This is a genomic window from Capnocytophaga sp. G1920 (genome assembly GCF_051417515.1).
Genome location: NZ_JBPRKH010000010.1, coordinates 1 through 26,505, shown reverse-complemented (window position 1 = coordinate 26,505; position 26,505 = coordinate 1). Strand labels below are relative to the sequence as shown.

At 41.3% G+C, this 26,505-nt stretch carries 16 protein-coding genes and 2 pseudogenes; 13 read left to right on the top strand and 5 right to left on the bottom strand.

Annotated elements, in window-relative coordinates:
- The first annotated feature begins 308 nt into the window (after positions 1–308).
- The 12 genes and pseudogenes from ACSQ7D_RS07120 (at position 309) to rfbB (ending at position 21,570) form a co-directional block, all read left to right on the top strand.
- Positions 309–3,452 carry a SusC/RagA family TonB-linked outer membrane protein gene (locus ACSQ7D_RS07120; protein ID WP_278590136.1) on the top strand — a complete coding sequence of 1,048 codons (3,144 nt, stop codon included), beginning with the start codon at positions 309–311 and terminating at the stop codon, positions 3,450–3,452.
- Positions 3,453–3,493: 41 nt separating this feature from the next.
- Positions 3,494–5,164 carry a RagB/SusD family nutrient uptake outer membrane protein gene (locus ACSQ7D_RS07115; RefSeq protein WP_437135758.1) on the top strand — a complete coding sequence of 557 codons (1,671 nt, stop codon included), beginning with the start codon at positions 3,494–3,496 and terminating at the stop codon, positions 5,162–5,164.
- Complete coding sequence (locus ACSQ7D_RS07110) at positions 5,151–6,530, top strand: DUF4960 domain-containing protein (RefSeq protein ID WP_437135757.1); 1,380 nt, start codon at positions 5,151–5,153, stop codon at positions 6,528–6,530. The genes ACSQ7D_RS07115 and ACSQ7D_RS07110 overlap by 14 nt, the downstream gene beginning before the upstream one ends.
- Before the next feature lie 122 nt (positions 6,531–6,652).
- A complete protein-coding gene (locus ACSQ7D_RS07105; protein WP_437135756.1) occupies positions 6,653–8,110 on the top strand; it encodes a glycoside hydrolase domain-containing protein in 1,458 nt (485 codons plus the stop codon).
- A 361-nt stretch (positions 8,111–8,471) separates the two neighbouring features.
- Positions 8,472–10,688, top strand: coding sequence for a GH32 C-terminal domain-containing protein (locus tag ACSQ7D_RS07100; protein ID WP_437135806.1), 2,217 nt, complete (start codon positions 8,472–8,474; stop codon positions 10,686–10,688).
- Between the two features lie 67 nt (positions 10,689–10,755).
- Complete coding sequence (locus ACSQ7D_RS07095; RefSeq protein WP_178957624.1) at positions 10,756–11,922, top strand: MFS transporter; 1,167 nt, start codon at positions 10,756–10,758, stop codon at positions 11,920–11,922.
- A gap of 190 nt (positions 11,923–12,112) precedes the next feature.
- Positions 12,113–12,991 (top strand): carbohydrate kinase family protein, encoded by an 879-nt coding sequence (locus ACSQ7D_RS07090; RefSeq protein ID WP_002673142.1) that lies wholly within the window; start codon positions 12,113–12,115, stop codon positions 12,989–12,991.
- A 1-nt stretch (position 12,992) separates the two neighbouring features.
- Positions 12,993–15,767 carry an ABC transporter substrate binding protein gene (locus tag ACSQ7D_RS07085; RefSeq protein WP_437135755.1) on the top strand — a complete coding sequence of 925 codons (2,775 nt, stop codon included), beginning with the start codon at positions 12,993–12,995 and terminating at the stop codon, positions 15,765–15,767.
- A gap of 973 nt (positions 15,768–16,740) precedes the next feature.
- On the top strand, positions 16,741–17,523 hold the full coding sequence (locus ACSQ7D_RS07080) for a hypothetical protein (protein ID WP_323977899.1): 783 nt from the start codon (positions 16,741–16,743) through the stop codon (positions 17,521–17,523).
- Positions 17,524–17,563: 40 nt separating this feature from the next.
- Positions 17,564–18,225 (top strand): annotated as a pseudogene (locus tag ACSQ7D_RS07075) (DUF421 domain-containing protein).
- Positions 18,226–18,313: 88 nt separating this feature from the next.
- Positions 18,314–20,578 carry a GH92 family glycosyl hydrolase gene (locus tag ACSQ7D_RS07070; RefSeq protein WP_009418795.1) on the top strand — a complete coding sequence of 755 codons (2,265 nt, stop codon included), beginning with the start codon at positions 18,314–18,316 and terminating at the stop codon, positions 20,576–20,578.
- Positions 20,575–21,570, top strand: coding sequence for a dTDP-glucose 4,6-dehydratase (gene rfbB / locus ACSQ7D_RS07065; protein ID WP_437135754.1), 996 nt, complete (start codon positions 20,575–20,577; stop codon positions 21,568–21,570). Before ACSQ7D_RS07070 ends, rfbB begins: the two co-directional genes overlap by 4 nt.
- A gap of 107 nt (positions 21,571–21,677) precedes the next feature.
- Here the strand turns inward: rfbB and ACSQ7D_RS07060 are convergent, their stop codons facing one another.
- From ACSQ7D_RS07060 to ACSQ7D_RS07040, 5 genes are read right to left on the bottom strand one after another with little or no spacing between them, the layout of a single operon-like run.
- On the bottom strand, positions 21,678–22,382 hold the full coding sequence (locus ACSQ7D_RS07060; RefSeq protein WP_437135753.1) for a cell division protein FtsQ/DivIB: 705 nt from the start codon (positions 22,380–22,382) through the stop codon (positions 21,678–21,680).
- Positions 22,383–22,388: 6 nt separating this feature from the next.
- Complete coding sequence (era, locus tag ACSQ7D_RS07055) at positions 22,389–23,270, bottom strand: GTPase Era (protein ID WP_437135752.1); 882 nt, start codon at positions 23,268–23,270, stop codon at positions 22,389–22,391.
- A 10-nt stretch (positions 23,271–23,280) separates the two neighbouring features.
- On the bottom strand, positions 23,281–23,901 hold the full coding sequence (locus tag ACSQ7D_RS07050) for a hypothetical protein (protein WP_278590123.1): 621 nt from the start codon (positions 23,899–23,901) through the stop codon (positions 23,281–23,283).
- 20 nt (positions 23,902–23,921) lie between these two features.
- Positions 23,922–24,752, bottom strand: coding sequence for a DUF6048 family protein (locus ACSQ7D_RS07045; RefSeq protein WP_437135751.1), 831 nt, complete (start codon positions 24,750–24,752; stop codon positions 23,922–23,924).
- Positions 24,718–25,155: a DUF6452 family protein gene (locus ACSQ7D_RS07040; protein WP_016479154.1), complete on the bottom strand. Its 438-nt coding sequence runs from the start codon at positions 25,153–25,155 to the stop codon at positions 24,718–24,720. Before ACSQ7D_RS07040 ends, ACSQ7D_RS07045 begins: the two co-directional genes overlap by 35 nt.
- Before the next feature lie 231 nt (positions 25,156–25,386).
- Between ACSQ7D_RS07040 and ACSQ7D_RS07035 the strand changes: the two are divergent.
- Positions 25,387–26,497 (top strand): annotated as a pseudogene (locus ACSQ7D_RS07035) (ISAs1 family transposase).
- Positions 26,498–26,505: the final 8 nt, after the last annotated feature.

Sequence of the window (26,505 nt, the reverse complement as noted above, 5' to 3'; positions counted from 1 at the left end):
TCCCTTTGTTCATTAATCATTTTCTTTAAGATTACTATAATTTTTAAATACACAAACGAAAATAATAGAAATTTCCTCCTATCACTTTTTAATCATCTGCTATCAAAAATATTTAAATGTTTAATAGTTAGTCAATTAACTTTTATATATTTTTCTTCATTATCAAAAATTAGCCACAATTTTGATAGTGTTTGACCGATTTTTGATAGTGCTATACTTTCTTTTGCCTTACCTTTGCCTCCGAAAAAACATCGTATTTTCATCAATACGAAGAAAATAAAACCAATTGTTAAAAAACAAATACCAATATGATGAGTAGAAAGATAAACAAGCGCATTTTACTATCGCTTTTGCTCTGCAACTGTTCGGGTGCTCTTTTCGCCCAACAAGTAAAAGGAGTGGTGAAAGCAAAATCCGACAACAGCCCTATGATGGGTGTAAGTGTGGTGGTAAAGCACAAAACAGTAGGTGCTTCTACTGATTTCGACGGGAATTATACCCTTCAACCTGTTGCAGCCACCGATAGTTTGGTCTTTTCTTATATAGGCTACAAATCCCAAACCGTAGCCGTGAAAGGACGCAAGGAAATAAACGTAAGTTTAGAAGAAGAGGTGACTACTCTCGAAGGAGTTACCGTTTCTGTAGGGTATCGTACTGAACGTAAAACCGACCTTACCGGTGCAGTATCAGTAGTAAAGGTAAACGAAATGATGTCTACTGCCGAAAACAACCCTATGAAAGCCCTCCAAGGTCGTGTAGCAGGTATGCAAGTAACCGATAACGGTGGTCCTGCTGGTAAAGCTACCATTCGCATTCGCGGTATCGGTACGCTTAATAACAACGACCCTCTTTATATTATCGATGGAGTACCTACTCAGGGTGGTATGCACGAGCTGAACTCTAACGATATCGAGAGTATACAAGTGTTGCGCGACGCTTCGGCAGCAAGTATCTATGGGTCACGTGCTGCCAATGGGGTCATCGTTATTACTACCAAAAAAGGTAGAAACGGAGTGTTAAAGGTAGATTTCGACCATTATACTACCGTTTCGATGTTTCACTCTCGTATGAAGATGCTCAATGCTAATGAGTATGCACAAGTGCTTTGGAAAGCAGCGGTAAACCGTGGTAACGACCCTAATCAAAACCCACTTGGTATTCATTATGATTACACTACCGATGCCAATGGTCACAGCACCCTTAATAATTTGTACTATCCACGTGAGTATTTCGATAAAACAGGAAGCCCTATGCTCCCTTCTAATACCGATTGGTTCAAGGAAATCACTCGTATGGGGGTAACTGAATCTTATAACCTTTCGGTTACCAATGGTACTGAAAAAGGTAACTACTTCCTTTCGTTAGGCTATTATAACAACGATGGTTTGGTAAAGAATACTGATTTCTCCCGTTTTTCTGCTCGTATTAATACCGATTACAAACTCTTTGGCGATGTGGTAACCATAGGCGAAAACTTCACTGTAAACCGTACCAGCGAGGTAGAACAACCTCACCAAATTACCGAATCGGCAATGATAGCGGTGCCTTTCATTCCGGTGCGCACCCAAGACGGTAAGCATTGGGGAGGTCCTGTAAATGGTTTGCCCGACCGTCAGAACCCTGCTCGCTTAGTGAACGACAATAAGGATAATCGTTATAATTATTGGCGTATGTTTGGGAATGCTTTCATCAACATTCAGCCTATTAAAGGTTTCAATGTGCGTTCTAATTTTGGGGTAGATTACGGTAATTTCTACAAACGCGTACTCAATCATTCGTACGTTTCAGGATTTATGGAAGAAGGTAAAGAAAAAACTTTCTCTCAACTCGAGCAAGCTCACTGGACAAAATGGAACTGGGCAAATACTGCCACCTATGACTTCGAGCTCGGTAAGAGTCGTTTCGAAACCTTAGCAGGTATGGAAATGTATTCACAAAATGATCTCAATTTTGCTGTAAAAGGTAACAATCTTGCCGTTGAAACTCCTGAATATATGTGGCCAACTTTAGCTACAGGTGGGGTTAGCGGTAGTGGTTCATCTACCGGCTATAAGTTACTTTCTTTCTTCGGAAAAATCAACTATGCTTTTGATAACAAATATCTTGCTTCTGTAACTCTTCGTCACGATGGCTCTTCTCGTTTTGCCAAAGAAAACCGCTGGGGTACTTTTCCTGCCTTCAACTTGGGTTGGCGTCTCTCTCAAGAAGCTTTTATGGAGAATATTCGCAATACAGTGTCTGAAATCAAATTGCGTTTCGGTTGGGGACAAAACGGTAACCAAGATATTAACAACTATGCAATCTACGATATCTTCGACCCTTACTATGGGGTAACAGGCGACTTTATCTGGAATGGCATCTGGAAAACTTCTTACGATATCGAAGGTAAAGGCTCAGGACAATTAGCTTCTGGATTCCGTCGTACTCGCCTCGGTAATAAAAACCTCAAATGGGAAACTACCACGCAAACCAACTTCGGGTTAGACTTTGCTTTCTTCAATAATAGTCTTTACGGTTCAGCCGAATACTATATCAAAAAGACCAAAGATATCTTGGTAGAACCTCCTTATGCAGGTATTAAAGGAGAGGGTGCTTATCAATGGGTGAACGGTGCGGCAATGGAAAATAAAGGTTTGGAAGTATCCGTAGGATATCGCAACGAAACCAAAGGCGGACTCAAATACGATATCAATGCCAATATCGCTACTAACAAGAACAAGATTACTGAATTGCCTGAATCAGTGATCAATGCTTATGGAGGTAACGGTAAATGGGATAACGGTTTAGGTCGTCCTGTAGGTTCTAATAATTTCTATGGTTATGTAGCCGACGGTATTTTCAAAACACAAGAAGAAGTAGACCAGCATCCTATACAGAATGGTAAAGGTATTGGTCGTATTCGCTACCGCGATTTGAATAACGATGGAGTAGTAAACGAAGATGACCGCACTTGGATAGGTAACCCACAACCCGATTTTATCTATGGTCTCAACCTCAATTTAGAGTACAAAAACTTCGACTTTACTGCTTTCTTCCAAGGAGTACAGAATGTAGATGTCGTTTCTAACGTAAAACGCCATACTGATTTTTGGAGTGTGCAAGATACATATGGTAACAAAGGTCGCCGTTTGCTCGATGCCTTTGATCCTGTTACCAATCCAGATTCCGATATCCCAAGTGTTTCAAGTGTAGACGATAACAACGAAGGACGTATGTCTACCTACTATGTAGAGAATGGTTCTTACCTAAAACTTCGTAACGTACAGTTAGGCTATACCTTGCCTAAAGAAGTATCCGAAAAAGTAAGACTCAGTAAGTTGCGCTTGTATGTGAGCGGACAAAACCTCCTTACAATCAAGAGCAAATCGTTTACAGGTAAAGACCCTGAAAACCCTAATTATGGCTATCCTATCCCAATAACTTTTACTATGGGATTGAATGCTAGCTTTTAATAATTATTAATAGTCCGACACGTCCGATAAATAATAATAAAATGAAAAAAATAATATATACCACCGCAATATTTGCAACTCTACTTACAGGTTGCAGTTTTTTGGACGATAATCCACAAGGGATTATGACCGAGAAAGAAGCTATTTCTAAAGCCGATGAACTTGCTATTGCTGCTTATGCCGCTTTGGGTAACGACCACTACGATTCGCCTTTTAGTCTTTGGATTTATGGCAATGTACGTGCAGATGATGCTTATAAAGGCGGTCAAGACGTAAGTGATATTCAAGTATTTCACTTCTATGAAATAGCCCAAAATATCGACCCTACTTATGCCGAAGCCGATAAATTCTGGTTTATGTGTTACCAAGCAATTTCGCGCACCAATACCGCTCTTAAAGCGTTACATCAAGCATCGGATGCCGAAGTGCCTAACCGCCAATCACGCATAGGCGAAATGTACTTCTTGCGCGGGCACTTTTACTTTATTCTTAAAACCATCTTTGGGCATATACCTTTCGTAGACGAAAACACTCCTGATAGTGCCTACGAAACCACACCTAACACCTTGCCCAACGATGAACAATGGCAAAAAATAGTAAGCGACTTTAAAAAAGCTTACGACCTATTGCCTGCCACTCAAGCTCAAAAGGGAAGAGCTACTAAAAGTGCAGCAGCAGCTTACCTTGCTAAAGCCTATTTGTACAAAGCGTATCGCCAAAGCGATAATAACAGTGTAACCGGTATTAACAGTCAAGATTTGCAAGAAGTACTTACTTATACCAATGTAGTGTTAAGCTCTGCTTACGGTTTGGAAGACGACTTTGCTTTTAACTTCCTCCCTGGTGGGTATGAAAATGGTAAAGAATCTCTCTTTGCGGTACAATACTCAGTGGACGATGGTACCCAATACGGAAGCCTCAACTGGGGTGATGTACTTTCAGTGCCACAGAAATTAGGGTGCTGTGATTTTCATAAACCAAGTCAGAATTTGGTAAATGCCTTTAAAACAGTGAATGGCTTACCCGATTTTGATAACTTCAACAACAACGATTACAACGCTGCTAGTGATAAAGCCGACCCTCGTTTGTTCCACACTGTTGCCTTACCTGGCTTGCCTTATAAGTACAACACCGAGTTGATTTACAAGAACGACTGGAATCGCAATAGCAATGTGTATGGCTTCTATGCCTCCCTCAAAGAGAACGTAGACCCTTCTTGCTCTTGCTTCCGCAATATCAACCCTTTCCGTGGTAACTCTAAGAACCGTATCGTGTTGCGTTATGCCGATGTACTCCTAATGCGTGCCGAAGCTCTTATCGAGCTCAATCGTAGCAACGAAGCCCTTGCTCTTATCAACCAAGTGCGCCAACGTGCTAAACAAAGTACTTCGCTTATCGGTTATGCCACAAACACCGATATAGCCTTGTACCAAGATGGAGTAAACATCACTTGGAATCAAGAAAACGCACGCAAAGCACTCCGTTGGGAACGCCGTTTAGAGTTTGCTATGGAAGGCTCTCGTTTCTTCGACCTTGTACGCTGGGGTATCGCCGACCAAGTACTCAACGACTATTTCACTAAAGAGAAAACACGTCGTCCAGCGATATTCAGCAGTGCTTATTTCACTAAAAATAAAAATGAGTATATCCCTATTCCACAAAACCAAATAGGGTATGTAAAAGGTATTTACAAACAAAATGCAGGATTCTAATATGAAAACAATAGTACACAAACTCGCCCTCAGTGTAGTAGCTTTGCTCGGCTTACTCAGCTGTGACGAAAAGCACGAAGGCGAACTTATTAACGACAAAGAGGCAAAAATTAATGCCTTTCAAGCCGATGGTATCGATGGGATTATAGACGAGGAGAAACAAACTATCACGGTGTACGCTCCTTGGAATACCGATCTTACCAAAATGACCACTTCCCTCTCATTGCCCGAGGGAGCTACCTCAGTGCCTACTGCAGGAACGAATGTCGATTTGAGCAAAGGTGCCAAATACCGCATTTTCAACGGTAACCTCTATTGGGATTACACTGTTACCGCTCAATATCCACAGTTAGAGAATTTTGCTATTGGCAAATACAAAGCTACGATTGACCACAGTACGGGTAAGATAAGTGTGAAATACCCTAAGGGTGAAAGCCTTACTGCGCTTACTCCCACCTTCAGCACAACACCTAATGCTACTGTGAGCCCTGCTTCGGGAGTTACCCAAAACTTTACCCAAAGCGTTACTTATACTATGAGTTATCGTGGAAAAAGCTTTGTGTATAGCGTAGAGATTATCCCTACTAACTTTGCACCTATTGCCTTTGTAGGTACAGCTAACAGTGCTTCTGCTATAGCCGATGAAGACGAGAAAGCAGCTTACACTTGGCTTGCCGAAAATTACGACACTGCTAAATACATTTCGTTTAGCGACATCAAGGACGGCAAAGTTAATCTCAACGACTATAAAGTGATTTGGTGGCATTGGGATAACAACAAAGAGTTGCCTGCCGAAGCCAAAGCAGATGCTGTCGTGAACAAGATGAAACAATTCTATGCTGCCGGCGGTTCGTTCTTATTGTCTTCTTGGGCAGTACAATACGTAGTCGATTTAGGTATCGCCTTAGACGGCAAGGTAGTAAACAATATGTGGGGTGAAAATAACGTTCCATTTACAGTAGGTGAAGATTGGTCACTTTGCTACAAAGGCAATGAAAACCACCCATTGTTTAAAGGATTGACTAAAAAGTCAGGGGTTGATTATATATCCTTCTTTCTTTCTAAAGGAACAAATACAAAAGGACATAATGCTATTTGGAACTTCGATTGGGGAGATTATGAACATAATGCTGCAGGTTGGCAAACTGCTGCAGGCTCCAAAATATTAGCAAGTTTGCATTGGGACGTAACGATGAGCAATCGCGCTGTCATCTTTGAATACCTCAAACGAGGCAATGCAGGTCGCACTATCTGTATAGGTAGTGAAGCTTACGACTGGTATAACGAAAACAATTCACCTGCTAATGCTTATAAAGGCAATATCGAATTGCTCACTGCTAACGCCTTAGAATATTTAGCGAATTAATAGAAACATAAAATACCTCTTTTCATACGTATATGTGTAACCGTCCTTTCTTCCCCCCTTAAAAAGGGGGAATAGGAGGAGGTTAAATAATAAAAAGGAGGTTAAAATTAAATTAATAAACAATGAAAAAGACACTTACATTGGCACTTTGTGCTACCGCTTTAATAGCTTGTGAAAAAAAAGAATATTGTAGTAACGACCCTAATGCGGCTCCCGACGCCTCTACTTGTTATGCCGTACAAGATTATGGTCGTACTTATAAGCATTTCTTCCAGCCCAAGAACGCTTGGGTAGGAGACCCTATGCCGTTCTATGACAATGGTAAGTTCCATATCTTCTATCTCTACGACCAACGTCCAGCACCTGCAACTTTCCATCCTTGGTATAGTGCTACCACTACTGATTTGGTTAATTATACTGATAATGGTGAAGCAATTGCTTGTGGTGCTGATGGTTCGCACGAAGATGCCCTCGGTACAGGTTCAGTATTCAAAGATGGGAATACCTATTACGCTTTCTACACAGGGCATAACGGCGATTTAGACCCCAAAGAAATCATCTATTGGGCTACTTCTACCGATTTGAAAACGTGGACAAAGGATACACAACACTCCTTCCGTGCCCCTGATAAGTATGACCGCAATGAGTTCCGCGACCCTATTGTCTTCAAAGAAGGAAATGCCTATAAGATGCTCGTCAGCACCCGTGCCGATATAGGAGGAGGTGTATGGAAAGGTGTCGTAGCACAATTCACTTCTACCGACCTTAAGAACTGGACAAAAGACCCGAACACACCCTTCTTCTATACTGACCCCAGTGCTTTTATGGTAGAGTGTCCCGATGTGTTTACACAAGGAAACTATCAGTATTTAATATTCTCTAACATCGAAGAAAGCGTGCGCCGTGTGCAATACAGATACCGTCGTGTGGGTGACAAGAATTGGATTACCCCTGCACAACAAGACTTAGACGACCGTGTGTTCTATGCCGGAAAAACCGCTACCGACGGCACTCACCGCTATATATGGGGGTGGAATCCGTCACGTATCAACTACGAAGATAATTCTGCCTACCACTGGGGAGGTTCTTTGGCTGTTCACGAGCTCACTCAAAACAGCGATGGTACCCTCAACGTAAAAATGCCTACCGCTTTCGATAGCAAGCAAGCGGTATCTGCTTCTTTGGGTAGCATTTCGTTAGATAATAATACTCGTGTATTCGACCGCCTTGGCACTGGGTTCAATAAGATAGTTGCCAAAATAAAAGCCAATACCGCTACCGAGTTTGGGGTGATGTTTGGCGCTTGTGGTAACCTTTATGAAACCTACCGCGTAACGCTTAATCTCAACAAAGGAGAGTTACAACTCAACCGTGTGATTAGAGATGGAGGCACTGCTACCATCAATAGCATAAAACTCCCCGTGAACGCCAACAAGGAATACACAGTGAAAATAGTGCAAGAAGGCTCGGCAGCAGCAATCTATGTGAACGATGCAGTAGCCCTTTCTATCCGTTGCTATAAGATGAACCAAAACCCTTGGGGTATCTTTGCTAACGGTACAGCAAACTTTACTTTTTAGGTAAAAAGTAAAAGATAAAAGGTAAAAAGAGGAAGAGTGAACCTAAGACGAAGGAAAGACGAAGGAAAGACGAACAAAAGACGAACAAAGGACGAACAAAGGACGAAGGAAAGACGAAGGAAAGACGAACAAAAGATGAGTCTAAGGCGAAGCTAAAGCGAACCTAAGGCGAAGGACGGGTATAAACATCTTATCTTTTACCTCAAAAACAGATACTTTCATTACTTTATAAGTCTCAGCTTCATCCCTCTCCTTAGTGAGAGGAAATGAAGATGAGGAATTAGTTTACTTATTTGCTAATTCAAAAAAAATAATATATATTTGTACCATCTTTTAAATAAAAAGAGATATGAAAAAGTATATGAATAACAAACTAATAGCAGGATTAGGAGTCTTAACGCTCACTGCCTGCCAGCAAAACACAGATGACCTCATTATCGAGGACTTCGAATCAGGCACTTATGCCAATTGGACGGTAGAAGGCGATGCCTTTGGCGCGACTCCCGCCACGGGTAGCTATACCGGTCAGCAGCCCGTAACAGGCTTTGAAGGGAAACACCTTGCTAACAGCTTCAACAACGGTGACGACTCTCGAGGAGTGCTAACCTCCAAAGAGTTCACCATCGAGCGTGATTACATCAACTTCCTCATAGGAGGAGGCACTCACGCCGACACCTACATCGAGCTTTTGGTAGACGGAAAGAGTGTGCTACAATCGCGTTCTCTCTACGAAACAGAAACCCTACAATGGCTCACTTGGGACGTAAAACCCTATAAAAACAAGAAAGCCACTATCCGCATTGTCGATAACCAACGTGGCGGCTGGGGGCATATCCTCATCGACCAAATCGAACAAGGCAACAAACAAAAAAGCGTTTTTATGACTGATTACACCCGCACCTTTGAAGCCAAAGACAAATACTTGCTCATTCCTGTGGAAGACCAAGCAACCGAAAACAAAGTCCAACTATCGGTAGACGGTACCCTTATAGGCGAGCCAATGACCATTCGCATCGCCCAAAACAAAATAGACTACTGGGTACCTATCGCTATCGAGGCGTACAAAGGCAAGAAAGTAACCCTTACTTTCGCAGTAGCCAAAACTACCGATATGGGATTAGCCGAAATCAAACAGTCGGCTGAATATAACTTCAACTACAACGAAAAATACCGTCCGCTATACCACTTCACCCCTCAATACGGCTGGATGAACGACCCTAACGGAATGGTATACCTCGACGGAGTATTCCACCTCTTCTACCAATATAATCCTTATGGTGCACGCTGGGGTAATATGCACTGGGGTCATACTGTTTCCAAAGACTTGGTGAATTGGGAATACAAGCCTTATGTATTAGCCCCCGATAAGTTAGGAGCGATTTTCTCAGGCAGTGCCGTGATTGACCACGAGAATACTGCTGGCTTTGGCAAAGGTGCTATGGTGGCTATTTTCACTTCAGCAGGCGACCGCCAAACACAATCTATTGCTTATAGCCTCGATGGCGGAAAGACCTTCACCAAATACGAAGGCAACCCCGTCCTCACCGATGCCAATATTATCGACTTTCGCGACCCGAAAGTATTTTGGCACGCGCCCTCTAAACAATGGGTGATGAGCCTTGCCACTACGCAAACGATTACCTTCTATGGCTCTAAGAATTTAAAAGAATGGACACGCCTCAGTGAGTTTGGAGAAGGTTTAGGCGGACACGGCGGTGTGTGGGAATGCCCCGATCTCTTCCCTCTTACTTATGAAGGAAAAACCAAATGGGTGCTCTTCGTGAGTATCAACCCAGGTGGGCCTAACGGCGGAAGTGCTACTCAGTACTTTATCGGTAATTTCGATGGCAAAACCTTCACCCCTGATACTATGAACTATCCGCTTTGGTTAGACTACGGACGCGATAATTATGCAGGTGTAACGTGGAGTAATGTCCCCGCTACCGATGGTCGTCGTCTCTTCATAGGCTGGATGAGCAACTGGGATTACGCCAATGAAACCCCTACTCAAAATTTCCGTAGCGCGATGACTGTTGCGCGCACTTTGCGTTTGGTGCATAATGGCGAGCATTTGGTAGTAGCCAGTGAGCCCGTAAAAGAGTTGGAGAGTTTGCGTCGTGAAGCGGTACTTTTAGGTGATAAAACACGTACCAACACCTCCGATGCTATAACCTTCGAAAACTTCTTGCCCAATAATCAAGGGGCTTACGAACTCACTTTCACGGTAACCCCTAATGAAACCGATACTTTTTCATTCGCTCTCGAGAATACCAAAGGTGAAACTATCAAATACCTATTCGATGGAGCTAACAAAACCCTATCGGTAGACCGCAGTAAGAGCAGTGTAGCCTTCAATGCTAACTTCGCCGAAACGCTTATCAAAGCACCGCTAACAGCTAAGAAAAGCTATACCGTACGTTTATTGGTAGACAAAGCCTCAACCGAGCTCTTTGTGAACAACGGCGAAGTAGTACAAACCAATGCCGTATTCCCTACCGAAGTGTACAATACCCTCCGCTTCAATACCAGCAAAGGTACCCTCACCCTTAACAATGTAACTGTCTATAAATTGAAATAATAAACCTCTCCCTCTGCCCCTCTCACAAGGAGAGGGGAGTGTGTGAGACTAATAATATATTCATAGTATGCAACAGAATAACAACTATCTAAAATATTTATTGCCCGTACTCCTATCATTCTTCTGTATGGGCTTCGTAGACCTTGTAGGCGCAGCCTCTAACTTTGTAAAAGACGATTTTGGCTTGACCGAAACCACCGCCAAAGCGCTCCCCGCAATGGTATTCTTTTGGTTTCTGCTTTTCTCAGTGCCCACAGGCGTACTGATGAGCAAAATAGGTCGTCGTAAAACTGTACTCCTCAGCTTAGTGATTACTATCTTAGCAATGGTAGTGCCCTTTATCAGTTACAACTATACCACTATGCTGGTAGCTTTCTCCTTGCTTGGTATTGGTAACACTCTAATGCAAGTATCGCTAAACCCTCTGATGTCAGTCATCGTAAAAGGCGACAAACTCGCGAGTTCACTCACTTTTGGTCAGTTTATCAAGGCGATAGCCTCGTTTTCTGCCCCCTTGCTGATGAGCTTCTGCTTTGATAAATTCAATGATTGGCGACTTTTCTTCCTGCTTTTTGTAGCTATCTCGGTAGTAACCCTCTTGTGGCTGGGTGCTACCCATATTGAAGAAGAGAAAAACGACAGTAAAAACGCCACCTTTGCCGAGTGTTTTGCACTGCTTGCTAACCCTTATGTACTCTTGTGTTTCATTGGTATTATGTGCCACGTGGGGATAGACGTAGGAGTTAATGCCTCAGCACCTACAATCTTTATGGAACGTTTAGGACTTACCACTACCCAAGCCTCTTTTGCCACTAGCTGGTATTTCTTATTCCGTACCATAGGATGTTTGTCAGGAGCTTATATTCTCACCAAAGTATCTCCTAAGAGTTTCTTTACTCTCAGTGTACTTTGTATGGTAGCCTCAATGGCGATACTGTTCTTTTTCAGTGATAAGACAATGCTCTACACCGCTATTGCTTTGGTAGGTTTTGGCAACTCCAATGTATTCTCAATCATCTTCTCGCAAGCCCTCTTGCAGAACCCTACTAAGAAAAACGAAGTATCAGGCTTGATGATTATGGGACTCTTTGGCGGTACTATCTTCCCTTTTGCAATGGGCTTAGCCTCCGATGCAATGAACGGCTCACAGATAGGTGCCCTTATTGTCCTCAGCATAGGAGTATTATACCTATTGCTAATGAGCACCCGACTCAAAGCAAATGCTAACACTTAGTCGTTAGAGAGCCCTACAAATTGTATAAGTCGGATTAGTCAAAAAGGTTTGATGACTGATAGTATTTATTACTATTAGTAGGAAATCTCAAAAAGAATTTATAACTTTGTACGCTGAAAAAGAATTAACAACAACACTCTTGCCTCCTTCCCCCAAGGGAAGGGCAGGGGAGAGGATAACATAACATACAATGAAAAATACAGTAGTAGGATTGGGAGAAATCCTTTGGGATGTTTTCCCTGAAAGAAAAGTATTAGGTGGTGCGCCTGCTAATTTTGCTTACCACGTGTCGCAATTTGGTTTCAACGGCTATGCTGTGAGTGCCATTGGAGGCGATCTCCTCGGTAAGGAAATACTAAAAAGTTTAGAAGAGAAAGAACTCAACTACATCATTGAGAAGACTGATTTCCCCACAGGTACTGTAAAAGTACAGTTAGACGGTCGCGGGGTGCCTACCTATGAGATTAGCGAAAATGTAGCGTGGGACAATATTCCATTCTCTTCGCGTATTGAGAACTTAGCAAAGAACACTAATACCGTGTGCTTCGGGTCGTTGGCACAGCGCAGTGAAATATCGCGCGCTACTATCCACAAGTTCTTAGATTTAATGCCTGCCGAGAGTCTAAAAGTATTCGATATCAACCTCCGCTTGAAATACTTCAGCAAAGAGGTAATCGCCGATTCGTTAGACAAGGCAACAGCATTGAAAATCAACGATGAGGAGATAGTGAAAGTAGCTGAAATGTTCAATTTGCAAGGAACTGATGAAGAGGTATGTAAGCGCCTATTGGAGAAATATAACCTCAAATTCCTTATTCTAACACAAGGTACAAGAGGTAGCTATGTGTTTACGCCTAATGAAAAATCGTTCTTAGGTACGCCTAAGGTTACTATCGCCGATACGGTAGGAGCTGGCGACTCGTTCACAGCTGCTTTTGTAGCCTCTTACCTCAATGGTCGCAGTATTGCCCAATCGCATCAATTGGCGGTAGAAGTATCGGCTTACGTATGTCAGCAACACGGTGCGATGCCTCGCCTTGCCGATGCTCATTTAGAGTTGTTTAGATAAAATGACTTTTAGGAAGTATCATATACTTTTTTTATATTTCGCTCTCTTTGCTTGCTTAGCTTGCCAAAGGGAGCGAAACCCCCGTTATGTGATAGGGGTGTCGCAGTGCAGTGAAGACCTTTGGAGACAAACGATGAACGAGGAGCTAAAACGCGAAGTAGCCCTTTACCAAGCCAATACTGAGCTACTGATTCGCAGTGTGAAAGACGATACTCCTAAGCAAATTGCCGATATAGAGTGGTTTATAGAACAAAAGGTAGATGTGCTTGTCGTTTCGCCTAATGAGTCGGAAGCGTGTACCCCAGTTATTGAAAAGGCTTACCAGCAGGGTATTCCTGTGATTTTGGTAGATAGGAAAATTGCTACTGAGAGTTATACTGCCTATGTGGGAGCTAACAATTACCAAATAGGAAAAGAAGCGGGACACTATGCAATAGGTATTCTCAAAGGCAAAGGTAATATAGCCGAAGTGCGAGGTACCAAAGGCTCTACCTCCGATGCAGAACGCCATAAAGGCTTTGTAGATGCCCTTAAGAACGCTCCTGAGGTGCGAATAGTAGCCGAGACCTGGGGCAACTTCCTCAAAGCAGATGCCAAAGTGCAAATGCAACAACTTTTTCAGCAACACCCCAATATCGACCTTGTGTTTGCAATGAATGACCCAATGGCAGCGGGTACTCACGAAGCAGCGATGCAATTCAACGGTAAGATACCCTTTATCATAGGGGTAGATGCGCTACAACAAGAAGGAATTAGCAATATAGAGAACAACGTGCAAGACGCGTCGTTTATCTATCCTACGGGAGGAGAAAAGGTTATTGACCTTGCAATGAAAATACTCCATAAACAACCTTTTGAGCGCGAGAATATCCTAAATACCACTGTGGTGGACAAGAGCAACGTGCGTATTTTACAGTTGCAAACAGAGCAAATTGCTCAAAAACAAGCTAAGATAGAGGATATCAATCAGCAGCTGAGTGAGAGCCTTATTCAGCATACTACTCAGCGCACACTCTTCTACATTTCTATTACTGCCATTGTGTTGATTACCATATTTTTGGCAATAGCTATCAGAGCATATCGCACCAAGAGTCGTGCAAATAATCTGTTAGAAAAACAAAATGAAGAAATCAAACGTCAGGCTACCGAATTGCAACAACAAAAAGAACGCTTAGAGGAAATCTCGGCGCAATTAGAAGAGGCGACCCAAGCCAAATTACTCTTCTTTACCAATATTTCTCACGAGTTCAAAACGCCGTTGTCGCTTATCTTAGGTCCTGTGCAGACTCTTTTGGCTCACAATTCACTCCCCAAAGAAGAACAAGACTTGTTATTCCTCATCAAAAAGAACAGCAACCGACTTTTGCATCTCATTTCCGAAGTAATTGAGTTCCGCAGTTATGAGAATGGCAAGATGCAAATGTACTTCACTAAGGGCAATCTAAAACGGTTTCTTACTGAACTCAATTCTTTTTTTAGTGACCGTATCAAGCAAAAGAAACTCAATTTTCAGTTTGTTGCCGAAGACACTTCTTTTGAAATGGCTTTCGATAAGGAAAAAGTGGAGAAAATCTACTTCAACCTGCTTTCCAATGCACTGAAATTCACACCTCAAGAAGGGAGTATCAATGTTTCTTTAACTAAAGAAGACCTCCCTCTACCACCTTCCAAAGGAGAAGTAGCTGTGCTGCGTGTGTTCAACAGCGGTTCATATATCCCAAAAGACAAACAAAATGAGGTGTTTGAACACTTCTACAAAATAAATCCCGATAGCGAAGGTTCGGGTATTGGCTTGGCATTGGTGCAAGCCTTAGTAGCCTCACACAACGGTACCATCAGCGTAGAGAGTACAGAAGGGGAGGGGACAACCTTCGTCATTCGCCTGCCTTTCACTCAAGAACAAGTATCGGTAAAAGCGGTATACGACAGCAATTACATAGAAACCCATCTCGACTTATTGCCTTCGTTGCCCGCACCTACCGAGAAGCTCAAACTACCGGCTTCTCCAACGGCTTCGGAGAAACCTACTGTACTGATTGTGGAAGACAACGAGGATATGCGTCAGTTTATTCGCTATATCCTCAGTGATGACTATAACCTTATCGAAGCTGAAAACGGTGAAGAAGGCTTTGAAGTCGCTAAAAAGCACCTCCCCGATGTAGTAATCAGCGATGTGATGATGCCCAAGACTGATGGTTTTGATTTATGTCAGTTGATAAAAACTAACGTGGCTACTAATCATATTCCTGTGATTTTGCTCACCGCTTATGCGTTAGACGAGCAAAAGCAAGTAGGTTTTGAGAGTGGTGCCGATGCCTATATTGCGAAACCTTTCAACATAAAATTACTGAAAACACGGGTGCGCAAGCTCATAGAAAACCGTAAGAAGATACGTGAGAGTTTTAGTAATTTCCTCTTGAACGAAACTAAACAAGAGACTTTAGGTAAGGTAGAACAGCAGTTTATCACTGATTTTACGCATTACGTAGAGAACTCTATCGCCAATCCTGAACTGAATATAGACGAAATAGCCGACGCCTTAGGTTTGTCGCGTTCTAACTTATATCGCAAAATTAAATCGCTCACTGACTATTCGCCTAATGAGCTTATTCGCACTATACGAGTAAAATACGCTAAGCAGTTGCTCAACAGCAAAGCCAAGAGCATCTCGGAAGTTGCTTATGAAGTAGGATTTTCTTCTCCTTCCTACTTTGCGAAATGCTTTAAAGATTTTTACAACGAAAGTCCGACAGAGTACTTGGAACGGATTAGGTAGTGTTATAGACTGCTTTAAAATCTTGCACTGATTTTTCCCAGATAATTTTTTATTAATGCGAGTTTGATGTAAGGAAAGTGTAGCTTACGCTACAGAAATCTTACAAATCTTTGAAAAAATCAAACAAATAGGCAACAAGTTGCCTTTAAAGACATACTCTGCTATGCCAGCTCGCAGACTACACACAGATTACACGGATAGTTTTTCAATTGACAATTGATAATTGACAATTGATAATTGAAAAATATGGTGGGCACGAATTGGCAACTGCGTTGCTGGATTTTACAGATTACAATGTAAACATAGCTGTAAATCAGTATTATATATAACTGAGATTAATTAGCAAATGAGAGAATTAGCAAATTAAAAAATTTGGAAATTAGCTAATGGAGAGGTGTGTGTCGCACGGACAAAAACTTTGAGATGAAAAAGCGATAGGTTGGGACTGTTAGGAGGATTCGGAAGGAAACGAAGGAGTTCGGAAGTGAGTCGGGAGGAATTTTGGTGAAAAAAGGGTGTGAGGAGGGTATGATTAGCTTATAGAGAGCTTATAGGAAGCTTATACGAATCTTGGACGATTGGTATAGAAAGGGTATATAAGTAGTTGATTTTTACTGTAATACAATAGTGAAAAAAATGTTAAAAGCGGGGTTTCGAGACGAAAGAAAAGGGAATAGGCACTAGGCCTTAGGCCATAGGTACTAGGGGGGAGTATGACGGAAAATCAAAAGAAACCTCCCCCTATTCACATACTCCGCTCTCGCGGACTTCCGTTCAAAGGGGGAATGTGATGACGGAAAAGGGAAGAAAAAATGAATGACGAGTGATGAATGATGAGGGTAATGTGGTGAAAAACTTCTCTTGGAAAATTGTTATAAAAAAGGTATGAAGCATTGGTTTTAAGTGAGATTTTTTTGTGTATTCGCGATTGATTTTCTACTTTTGTGCCTTATTAAATATATGCTTAAAAACGATGAAACGATTACTTTATATGTTATTGGCGCTATTGTCTTCGGCTTCTGCCTATTCACAAATGCTTTTTTCGGAAAATCTTACTATGACGATAGACAGCACCAAAACTCTGCAAGGGAGCCTAATGCCTATCTTGGATTTTAAAACCGAAAAAGAAGATGTCTTCACTTTTAAAAATACGGCTAACCTCAACTTGCTCATCAATTGCAATAGGGTTATTAATGTAATTAACAAATTTGAGTTATCTACTTATGGTAGTCAAGTAATATTAAGTGGTGGCTATGTGCATATGGAGTACCGCTACTTGTTAGACCACGCTTTTGAGGTGTATCCTTATGCTGAGTCGCAATGGGCAGAGAGCAGGGGAATGAACCACAAGATTTCTACCGGCTTACAATCGCGTTATCGGTTGCTGAATACTCAATCCTCGCTGATGTTTGCTGCGGTGGGCTTGTTCTTTGAATACGAAAAATGGGAATATCCTGCTCCCGATAACGTTGAGGCTACTTATGCTTACAGTCGTAGTATCAAAAGTCATTTATCGCTCAGTTATAAACTTCGAATAGGTGAAAAATGGGAGCTTACCACTACTGCCATTCATCAAACTAGACCTGATAGTACTTTTAAGGAAGCGCGCTATGGTGGGGCTATCGACCTTAAATACAATATTACGCCTACCATAGGTATACTTGGTACCTACCGACTTATCTACGACTCTGCCCCTATTGTACCTATAAAAAAGGACTATCATTCGCTTGAAGTAGGGCTTAATATTTCTTTCTAATTTCCCCATTTGCTAATTTTCTCATTTTCTGATTAACATTATGTATACAATTCCTTATATTGAATCCGAGGAATTTTTCTATTTGGATGTATTTTAAAATTGCTTTTAGGATTGTTGGCTCTTGCCTTAATCATCAACAAATCGGGCAAGGGTAATTTGGCACCGAGTTCGGCAATGGATCAGGTGCAAAATTACGTACTTGGGGGTATTATTGGAGGTGTAATTTACAGTCCATCGGTGAGTATCTTTCAGTTTGCTATCGTATTGGCTATTTGGGCATTCCTTATCATAGGGTTACGTGAGTTAAAAACTAAAAACCAAGCTTTTAGGAGGTTTATAGACGGCGCCCCTGTGATTGTTATCAATCGTGGTAAGATAGATATAGCCGCCTGCAAAAAAGCTAAAATTACGGCACACGAACTCGCTTTCAAACTGCGCAAAGAAGGGGTATACTATATCAGAGAGGTAAAAAGAGCGGTACTTGAACAGAATGGAGAACTCATTATCGTGTTGGCAGGAGAAGAAAACCCCAAATATCCTGTCATTACCGATGGGATTATTCAAAAAAGCGTGCTGGAAGATGTAGATAAAAGCGAAGAATGGCTACTTGGAGAGCTACAAAAGACAGGATACAGCAATCCTTCTGAGGTATTTTTAGCAGAATACGAAAATGCTCAGATAAAAGTTATACCCTATATTTAGTAACAATGAGAAAGAAAAGCCCTCAAAAACATTTTGCTATTCGTTGTTATTTTATTATCTTTGCCCAAAATACTTAATTGCTATTACAATGAAGTTAAAACATATTACTCTTTTGGTAGCCTCTACTTTTGTACTAGGGGCTTGTAATCAATCTAAAACAGCTTCTGAGCAAGAAGCGCAAACTCCTCAAAAACCGCTTATCAGCTATGTAGACCCGTTTATTGGTACTGGCGGACACGGACATACCTACCCTGGAGCGACTACGCCTTTCGGTATGATACAAGTGAGCCCAGTGAATGGTCTCAGCAACTGGGATTGGTGCTCAGGTTACCACTATTCCGATAGCCTTATGGTAGGTTTTGGACATTTGAGCCTTAGTGGTACAGGTATAGGCGACCTAAACGACATCTTGCTAATGCCTACTACTAAAGAATATGACCTCAGTGTACTGAAATACGGACGCAAAGAGCAATACCCTGTGAATGCCCAAGAGTTTCGCGATATGGTGCCTTATAAATCGAAGTACAGCCACAAGAACGAAAAAGCAGAACCTGGCTATTACCAAGTGTATTTAGAAGACCCCAAAGTGAATGTAGAGCTCACTGCGGCACAACGTTATGCTGTACATCGTTATACCTTTGAAAAAGGTGCAGAACAATCAGTACTATTGAACTTGGGATTTGCAATCAACTGGGATAGCCCTACCAAAACTTCTTTTAGCAAATCGGATAAGAAGTTAGACGCTAATAATAACGACAATATTATTACAGGTTATCGTTATAGTACTGGCTGGGCTGAAAACCAAAAAGTGTTCTTTGCGATTCAGTTTTCTAAGCCTATAAAAAATATTACCTATCAAAAACACAAAGATGATGTTACTTCAGGGCAAATCTTCTTTGATAATACTGATGAGAAGTTAGAGGTAAAAGTAGCCGTTTCGTCAGTAAGTGAAGAAAATGCTTTAGATAACTTGGAGTTATACAACGCTCCTAATTTTGATAAAACCAAATCATTAGCACAACAACAATGGGAGAAGACCCTCAGCAGTATAGTAGTAGAAACCCCTGTCGATTCACTCAAAACAATTTTCTATACTGCCCTCTATCACGCACAAGTAGCGCCTGTAACTTTCTCTGATAAAAATGGTCAGTTCCGCCTACAAAACGATGAGATCGCAAAAACAGAAGGCACAGCTTATTCTACCCTTTCTCTGTGGGATACTTTCCGCGCCGAGCACCCACTGCTTACCCTTTTGCAACCCAAAGTAACTGCTGATATTATCAACTCTATGTTAGCCTACTATCAAGTGCACAAAGTGCTACCCGTTTGGACACTTTATGGCAATGAAACCAATACAATGACGGGCTATCACTCGGTAGCAGTGATTGCCGAAGCCTACCTTAAAGGCGTACGTGGTTTTGATGCTGAAAAGGCTTATGAGGCAATGAAAACTACAATGATGCAAGACGCACGGGGACTCAAAGCGTACAAAAAATATGGTTACATACCTTATAACGCAGGGGTAGACGAGTCGGTTACCATTACCCTTGAATACGCTTACGACGACTGGTGTGTAGCGCAAATGGCTAAAGCCTTAGGTAAAACCGAAGATGCCGACTTCTTTACCAAACGCTCTGAAGCCTACACTTATTTATTTGATAAAGAAACGGGCTTTATGCGCGGTAAAAGTACCGACGGTAAATGGCGCACACCTTTTGACCCTAAACGCTCCGACCACCGCGAAAACACCGACTATACCGAAGGTAATGCTTGGCAACACAGTTGGTTTGTGCCTCACAACGTACAAGGACTTATCAGCTTATTTGGAGGCAATGAACCTTTTGTAACACACTTAGAAAAACTCTTTACCGAAAGTTCTGAAATCACCGGTGATAACACCTCTCCTGATATTTCAGGACTCATAGGTCAGTATGCACACGGCAATGAACCTAGCCACCATATTGCCTATATGTTCAACGTAGCAGGACAACCTAAGAAAACTCAATATTGGGTAGATCGCATCTTGCAAACTCAGTATAACACTACCCCTAACGGACTCAGTGGTAATGAGGATTGCGGACAGATGTCGGCTTGGTACATTTGGAGTGCTATGGGCTTATATCCTATGAACCCAGCTTCTACCGAGTATGAATTCGGTCGTCCACTTTTTGATAAAGTAACCATACACTTGCCTAACGGAAAGACTTTTACAATCATTGCTAAAAATGTGTCTAAAGACAATAAATATATCCAATCCGTAAAACTCAACGGCAAAGAATATACCCAATGGCATATTTCTCACCAAGACCTTCTAAAAGGCGGTGAATTAGTTTTTGAAATGACAAACAAATGAAAAGAAATATCTTAATCACAGGAGGAGCTGGCTTTATTGGCTCTCACGTCGTAAGGCTATTTGTAAACAAATACCCCGACTATCACATTTTTAACTTAGACAAGCTTACTTATGCTGGTAACTTAGAAAATGTTGCCGATGTAGCCAATGCCCCTAACTATACCTTTATACAAGCGGATATTTGCGACTACGAGCGTATGAAAGCCCTCTTCGCTGAACATTGCATTGATGGGATTATTCACCTCGCTGCCGAAAGTCACGTGGATAGAAGTATTGAAGACCCTTTTATCTTTGCGAAAACGAACGTGATGGGTACTTTGAGCCTTTTGCAAGCAGCTCGTGAATCGTGGAAAGATAATATGCAAGGTAAACGCTTTTATCACGTCTCTACCGATGAGGTGTATGGAGCCCTAGAAATGGATAATACCCTCTTTACAGAGCAAACACCTTACGACCCTCAATCACCGTATTCGGCATCTAAAGCTTCCTCTGACCATTTTGTGAGAGCTTACCATAACACTTACAAATTGCCTGTGGTGATTTCAAACTGCTCTAACAACTACGGTTCTCACCAGTACCCTGAAAAGTTAATACCCGTGTGTATCTATAATATTGTAGATAATAAGCCACTACCTATCTATGGCAAGGGCGAAAATATCCGCGATTGGCTTTTTGTGGAAGATCACGCTCGTGCTATTGATACTATTTTTCACCAAGGAAAAGACGGCGATACTTACAACATTGGGGGCTTTAACGAATGGCGTAATATCGATTTGGTGAAGGTTATCATCAAAGAGGTAGATAAACAGTTAGGTCGCCCCGAAGGTACTTCCGAAAAGCTCATCACTTTCGTAACCGACCGTGCTGGTCACGACCTCCGTTACGCTATTGATGCTACTAAATTGAAAAATGAACTCGGTTGGGAACCTTCCTTGCAGTTTGAAGAAGGTATACGGAAAACTGTAAAATGGTATTTATTAAAGAAGAATTGATAATTGACAATTGATAATTGACAAAAAACAGAGGTTACTCAATAAAGTAACCTCTGTTTTTGTTATTCTATAATTGAATTGATACATTAGTAAATTGACTAATTGTCTCATTTTCTACACACCACTTGGTTGGTGTATTTTAGGTTTACGGTGTTATATTCATTCAGTTTATTGGTCTTCTCCAATTGCTTGTAAAAGGCTTTGAGGTTTGCTTTCTTGAGCGCTTCGTCTTCAAACTTGCCAAAAACAACTTTAAAAGTAGGTACACGCATCAAAAAATCGTATTCGCCATTAGGTTTTACCAATACTTCGGTGATATTCTCTGCCATCCATTGGTCATTTTGGATAAACTGCATCAGCGCGTAGGAGGCTTGCCAATAGCGCTCAGTATTACCTCTGAGAATAGGCACTCGCGCTGAATAAGAACTTGAAAGAGGCATCTTCTTTCCTTGTGTATCCATATAATACACTCCATTGCCGTCGTATACACGTGCAATAGGCTCTCGCTGTTTGATTTTAGCATTCAGAGTGCCGTCGATAGTGCAAAATACTTCTGATTTCTCAATCATCACATTGTTGTCTAAGAGTTTTTCGATTTCACTTAAACGGAGGAGTCCCATAGGGTGTTTTGCTTGTGGGTCTTTGAAGATAGTGCGCCGTATGGCATCATCGGTTACATACATATTCTCGTCCTGATGGTCTACTACCACCTCTTTTACGGTACGTGTTTTATTACGCCCTGAAGCAAACAACTGTATACAAAAGGGCAAAAAGACGATGACAAATATTTTTATAATCTTTTTTATGTACATTTTTCTTTATTTGATATCGTAACCAAACCTACGCAATTGTCGCACATTGCTACGCCAATCTTTATTTACTTTTACAAAAAGTTCTAAGTGTATTTGTTTGCCGAAAAACTTCTCTAAATCGGTGCGAGCTTCAATGCCTACCCGTTTTAAGGCTTCCCCTTTATGACCTATGATAATCCCCTTTTGGCTCTCGCGTTCTACCATTATCACTGAGCGAATGTGAATGATAGTCTCGCTATCGGCAAAACTTTCGGTTTCTACTTCTACCGAATAGGGGATTTCCTTTTTGTAATGCAATAGTATCTTTTCGCGTATAATCTCGTTTACAAAGAAACGCTCTGGTTTATCGGTGAGTTGGTCTTTTGGGAAAAACGCAGGTGACTCGGGTAAGAGTTCTATAATGCGGTTAAACACCACTTCGGTTTGAAAGTTGCGCAAAGCCGAAATAGGATATATCTCGGCGCTAGGCACTTTTTCTTTCCAGTAGGCGACTTGTTCCTCTAATACATTTTGGTCGGAAGTATCCACTTTGTTGATGAGCAACAATACAGGCACGTCCAACAGGTTGATGCGCTTAAAGAAAGCCTCGTCTTTCAACTCTTTTTCGCCTATTTCTACCATATAAATGAGAATGTCGGCATCTTCGAAAGCACTCTTTACAAAGTCCATCATCGAGGCTTGTAAGGCGTACGATGGCTTGATAATACCCGGGGTATCCGAAAAAACTACCTGAAAATCATCACCACTTACGATACCAAAAATACGGTGTCGCGTGGTTTGTGCCTTGGAGGTGATAATAGAGAGTTTTTCGCCCACAAAAGCGTTCATAAGAGTAGATTTTCCTACGTTGGGGTTCCCGATAATATTTACAAATCCAGCTTTGTGCACTTGTTAATTGTTATTTGTTAATTGATTCAGCCATTCCTTTGCCCCAATGAGGATGATTAGGCGTTTTTGGAGTAAAATGTTCAAACTTCTCTAAGGCTTTATTGAGCATTGGTTTAGCTTTCGCTACTCCCCCACCAAATACTTTGGGTGTAAAGTAAATACCGATAGCACGAATGAGATAGGGTCTTGGGTTTTCGGGATTTTCCTTAATAGATTTCTCGGAATACTCACGACTCAGCTTACCGTATTTAGCTCCGCGAAACATCGGGCTTACTTTGACTTTTGCACTGTACAGATAGGCGTATAAAGCGTTGATTTCCGATGCGTCGGCATCGGGTTGTTTTTCAGCTATCTTTATGTACTTTTCTGCCAGATTGCAATAACTGTCAATAGACCCTCCCGATGATTGGTCGGCAAGGCGAATGTTCACATAAGCCGCATAGTAATTTGCGAGCCAATGCGAAGGCACTGTGTTGGCAAGAGTTTCAAAATCTTTAGCTAAAGTCTGCAATTCTTTAGTAGCATAACTTTTGTCAAGGAGTTTTACTTTTTCGGTAAGCATTGTCTCCACATCTTGAGCAGAAACTACAGAACAAACTAATAGCAGAAAAAAAGTAATATATCTATTCATTCGTAACTTGTCATTTGTTATTATCTTCTTCCTTTTGGTTTTTTAGCAGGAGCTGAAGGGGTAGGAGAGGAGTTAGTTTTTTGGGTATCTGTCTCTTTTTTCTTTTTCTCTTTTTTATAAAGAGGAATGAGATAGCTGAGAGTATAGTTGAAATTCACACCAAAACGACTCCCTTCATATACCCGACCAAAGGCAGGAATATAGTAGTTAGGGAAACCACTACTGCCCGTTTGAGCCACCAAAAGACCTACGCGCACGCTTGCTCCTGCGTAAAGGTTGTGCAAGAGTTCCGCTTTAATGCCCAAAACGAGTTCCAACCAATGAGCAGTACGTCCGTCGTATTTCTTTAAGAAAGAAGGGTCGGAGCCTGTGATAGTTTCGTTCCAATATTGGTTATCTTTATGAATAATATACGAGGTAAGGTCTTGAGAGAAGAGCGAAATGCCATAGCGAGCCCCCACGTAAATCATATTCTCCATACCATACCAATTGCCATAGGTGTTATAATCGAAGCCAGCACGTAAAAACTGACCTTCGGTAGAGTAAGTAAAGAAATCTTCGTTTTTAGTTCTTTTTTCCATACCGAGTTCAGCAGCGAAGTAGTAGTTGGTTGTTAGGCGGTAATCGCCTACCAATTCGAGTCCGTAGTAATCCTTATCAAAGAAAGGGCGTACCAGTTTGCTCAGGTCGGCACCTACGCGCAAGCCATACCGCTGTTTGTACACAGGGGCTTCTTGTTTTTCGGGTAGGGCGATAGTAGTTTGTGAGGTCGTGCGGGTAGCCGTTTGAGCCATTGCACCTAAGCCCCACCAAATACTAATGATACAAATGTATATGAGCTCTTTTTTCATTATCTACGGTAGTGTTCTTGATGTTAAGACCTTTTAGCCAAGAGGTATTTGTATCTTGAATGGTAGCTGAAAGGGTGTTGTAAGTAATTTTCACTCCACAAGCCTTGCTTACGAACGACTGTTCGGGAGTATAAGTGAGCGTGAGAGTTGCGGTGCTAGTGGTAGTACCTGAAACTACGGTTTGGAACAAGTAGGTAGTGGGCGACTCCAAGCGTAAAGGTAGTGCAAGTGAATCTAAAGTTGCACTGCTTACCAGAGGCGTAGTATTTCCTTCGCCATAAACTGTAAGGTTAGTCACGCTAAAAGGCGTACGGGTGTTATTTTGGTTGTAGAAACGCACCACCAAGCGAGGCGTATTCACGCTGTGGTCGCAAAGATCATCGGACTCACAACTTATCAACATTGAAAGCGAGAGTATTAAAAATGATATAAAGATAGTTCTTTTCATTATCAAAAATAAAGTTGGTGCAAAGATACGAAATAATTACAAATGACAAAAAAAACTTCACAGAGCAACACGACACTTGCGTTTAAAGGCCTACCCCCGTTCCCCCTTCCGAAGGCAGGGCTGTTACAAAGTTTTGTAAGTTATTTTAAATTACTATTTTTGCATTCTAATAAAATGTAAAAGTCTATGACACTGATAGAAATGTTATCTAGTATAGAGGATACTAGAAAAAGACGCGGTATCCGCCATAAAATGCCTAACTTCCTGATTATGTGCCTAACAGCAATAATGTCAGGTTATACTGGTTATCGAGAAATAGGCCGTTTCCTCAAAGAAAACCAATGGGAGTTTAAAAAGTATCTAACTTTCTGTAAAGTACCTACATATGGCTCTATTAGAAGGATATTTATGGAAATTGATTTTGATGATTTTGCCCAAAAATTCAATCAGTGGACTGCCCAATTTTTACCAATGTGTCAAGGTGAAACACTTGCTGTTGATGGAAAGGCTATTGCAGGAACTATTAAAGACACTCAAAATAACTATCAGAATTTTGTTTCATTGATAAGTGTTTTTGCTTCACAAAGAGGCATTGTATTAGCTTGTGATAAATTAGAGAACAAAAAAGAATCTGAAATTTATACCGTTCAAAGACTCTTACAAGCCTTAGACATTCAAGGTGAAATAATCACTTTAGATGCCTTACATTGTCAAAAAAACTCTTGAAACTATTATAAAGTCAAAAAATGACTACATAGTACAAGTAAAAGGTAATCAAAAAAAGCTTTTTGAGCAAATAAAAGCAAATGTTGCTACAAAAAAGTATTTAATGCACACTTACCAAGAGTGTTCTTTGCTAAGAGGTCGTGATGAATTGCGTATTACCAAAGTTTATAAAAATTTAGAGGGTATTTCTCCTGAATGGTTTGGTATAAAGCGAATTATAGAAACAACACGTTATGTCAAAACAAAGAAAGGTCAGACAATAGAGATAGTTTACCATATTAGCAGTGTAGCTAAGAATAAGGCTGATTTCTTTGCTAATCACATACGTTCTCATTGGGGTATAGAAAATCGTTTGCACTGGGTGAAAGATGTACAAATGAAAGAGGACAAGAGTAAGACTAAATCAGGTAATGCTCCTGAGAATCTTTCAATAATGAGAAATATATCAATTAACCTATTTCGTCTTAATGGAAAAGACTCTATCAAGTCAGCTATGGAATGGAGTATCATTAATTTCAAAGAACTTATGAATTTAATATATTATAAATCAAACATTTGTAACTCTATGTAACAGCCCTG